The following is a 3230-nucleotide window of genomic DNA, read 5'->3' as shown; positions in this document are numbered from 1 at the left end:
CGCCGACGGCACCATGTACTCCGGCAGGCGCTGCGCCACGTACGTCCGTACAGCCGCGGGCAGTTCCCCGCCCTCGGCGGTGTCGGGGTCGGCGGCGACGGCATAGGCGACCACCCGCCTGTCGCCGGGGACGTCCTCGCGCGCGACCACCGCGGCCTGCGCGACGGACGGATGGCCCGCCACCACGGCCTGGACCTCGCCCAGCTCGATCCGGAAACCGCGGACCTTCACCTGCTCGTCCACGCGCCCGGCGAATTCCAGCTGCCCGTCGGGTGTCCACTGGACCCGGTCGCCGGTGCGGTACATGCGCTCGCCGGCCGTCCCGAAGGGGCAGGCGACAAAGCGTTCGGCGGTCAGCTGCGCCCGGCCGAGGTAGCCGCGGGCCAGGCCCACGCCCGCCACGTACAGTTCGCCCACCACACCCACCGGGACCGGGTTGAGCGAGGCGTCCAGCACATAGGTGCGGGTGTTCGGGTTGGGGGCGCCGATGCCCGGCCGGTCGCCGGGCGCGAGCGGCGCCGACATGGTGGCGCAGACGGTGGTCTCGGTCGGACCGTAGGCGTTGACGAACCGGCGGCCGTCCGCCCAGCGGGCGAGCAGCTCGGCGCCCAGCGCCTCGCCGGCCGTCACCAGTGTGGTCACCGAGGGCAGGCTCTGCGGGTCCAGCACACCGAGCACGGCGGGCGGAATCGTCAGATGGGTCACGCCGTTGCGGGCGACCACGTCCGCCAGCCCGGCACCCTCACCGGAGCCCGCTCCGGGGAGCAGCTGCTGTGCGGAGGCGAGCACCAGCCGCGCCCCGGTGCAGAGCGCCATCAGCAGTTCCGAGGTGGCCGCGTCGAAGCTGGCCGAGGCGAACTGGAGCACCGTGCTGTCGCCGGTGACCGCGAAGCGTTCGACCTGGGCCGCCACCAGGTTGGCCACGCCGGTGTGCGGGACGACGACGCCCTTGGGCACTCCGGTGGAGCCCGAGGTGTAGATGACGTACGCCACGCTGTCGGAGGCGGTGCGCACTCCGGGCGAGGTGCCGGGGCGGCCTGCCACCTGGGCCATGACCTGCGGGTCGTCCAGGGCCACCATGCGCACCCGCGCGGCCGGCAGCTCGTCCAGGATGTCGTCGGTGGTCAGCAGCAGCACCGCCCGGCTGTCGGACAGCATGAACGCGATCCGCTCGGCGGGGTACTCGGGGTCGACCGGCAGATATCCGGCGCCGGCCTTGGCGACCGCCAGGACGGCCGTCACCATGTCGATACCGCGCGGCAGGCAGAGGCCCACCACGGACTCCGCGCCGACGCCCTGGCCGATCAGGTGGTGCGCCAGCCGGTTCGCCCGCGCGTCCAGCTCCGCGTACGACACCTCCACGCCCTCGCACACCAGCGCCACCGCGTCGGGGGTACGGCCCACCTGAGCCTCGAACAGCTCGGGGACGGTCGCGGCCGGGACCTCGGCGGCGGTGTCGTTCCACTCCACCAGCACCCGGCGGCGCTCCGCCTCGCCCAGCACCCGCACCGCGTTCAGGGGGACGTCCGGGCCTCCGTCCAGCGCCCCCTCCAGCGCGGCCACCAGGTTTCCGGCCACGGTCTCCACCAGGGCGAGGACCGCTTCGGGGTCGACGGGTGCCACCGCGTCCACGGTGAGCCCCAGGCTGTCGCCGTCGTCGTCCACCGAGACCGCGAGCGGGTAGTTGGTGCGGTCCAGCACCAGTACCGTCCTGATGCCGTCCACGCCGCCGCCGTCCTCGACGGCTCGGACGGTGTTGTGGCGGTAGTTGAACATCGAGGTGAACAGGGGCGTGTCGCCGGAGACACCGCCCGCCTGCTGCACCAGGGCCAGCGGGGCGTGCTCGTGCTCCAGGAGCCCGGCCAGCTGCTCGCGCATCGCGGCGACGGCCTGCCGTGCGCCGAGTGCGTCGACCCGCATCCGCACCGGGAGCATGTTCATGAACGGTCCCGCCACCCGGTCCGAGCCGGTGCCGGCGTTCATCCGCCCGAACAGCACCGTGCCGAACACCACGTCGTCCCGGCCGCTCACCGCGGCCAGCAGCCGCGCCCAGGCCACGTGGAGCACCGTTGCGGGGCTTGCGCCCAGCCGGCGGGCGACGTCCCGGACGCGGGCTGCCAGGTCCGGGGCGACGCCGGCGCGTGCCCGTGCGGCGGCCGTTCCGTCGCCGTGGACGTCCAGCAGCCCGAAGGGCGCGGTCGGCTCGTCCACGCCGTCCAGCAGTGCGGCGAAGAACCGTTCGTGCTCCGAGCGCTCCACGCCGCCGCGGGCCTGCATCACGAAGTCCCGGAGCGGCAGCGGCTCCGGCAGTTCGCCGCCGCGGCCGCCAAGGATCGCCTGCACCTCCTCCAGCACCAGCTCCAGGGCGGTGTGGTCGCGGACCATGTGGTGGGTGCACAGCAGTGCCAGCCATCGGTCGCTGTCGGGGACGGCCGCCGCGTACACCCGGATCAGCGGCGCCCGGTGCAGGTCCATGGAGAGTTCACCGACGGCCAGCAGCGCCGCCACCGGGTCGTCGCTCCCCGGGTCCAGCACGGTCTCCTGCACGGGCAGTGCGGCGCCGCGCCACACCACCTGCACGGGCTCCCGCAGTCCTTCCCAGACGATGCCGGTGCGGAAGACGTCATGACGGTCGATCACCTGCTGGAGCGCGGCGAGGAAGCCGTCGAGCAGTGCCCGGGAGTCGAACTCGACCATGGTGGGGGTGACATAGGTGTCGTCGCCGCCGGCCGCCATCAGATGGTGGAAGAGCAGGCCTTCCTGGAGCGGTGCCAGCGGATAGACGTCCGCGACGTTGGAGGCGCCGCCCTCGACGGTGGCGACGATCCGCTCGACCTCCGCGGGGGAGAGGTCCACCAGGGGCAGCATCTCCGGGGTGATCTCGCGGGCGTCCGCCGGGATGGCGTTGGCCGGCACCTCGACCTGCTCCGCTCCGGTCGCCGCGGCGAGCCCGGCGACGGTGGGGGTCTGGAACAGCGCCCGCACGGACACGGACACACCCCGGGTCCGCAGAAGCTCCACCAGCCGGATCGTCAGCAGGGAGTGGCCGCCCAGCGCGAAGAAGTCGTCGTCCACGCCGACGCTCTCCAGGCCCAGCACCTCGGCGAAGGCCGCGCAGATGACCTCCTCCCGGACACTCGACGGACCCCGGCCCCCGCCGGCGGTGTACTCGGGTGCGGGCAGCGCCCGGCGGTCCAGCTTGCCGCTGTCGGTGAGCGGCAGCGCGTCCA

The 3230-nt window shown here is 73.8% G+C and carries 1 protein-coding gene; it reads right to left on the bottom strand.

The window, feature by feature from the left end; all coding sequences use genetic code 11:
• On the bottom strand, nucleotides 1-3230 hold a 3230-nt coding region (locus AOK09_RS43320), incomplete at both ends, for a non-ribosomal peptide synthetase (RefSeq protein ID WP_157876151.1).

The sequence above is a fragment of the Peterkaempfera griseoplana genome, assembly GCF_001418575.1.
GTDB lineage: Bacteria > Actinomycetota > Actinomycetes > Streptomycetales > Streptomycetaceae > Peterkaempfera > Peterkaempfera griseoplana.
Note: the sequence above shows the minus strand (reverse complement) of the source record. Positions and strands in the feature narration are given on the sequence as shown.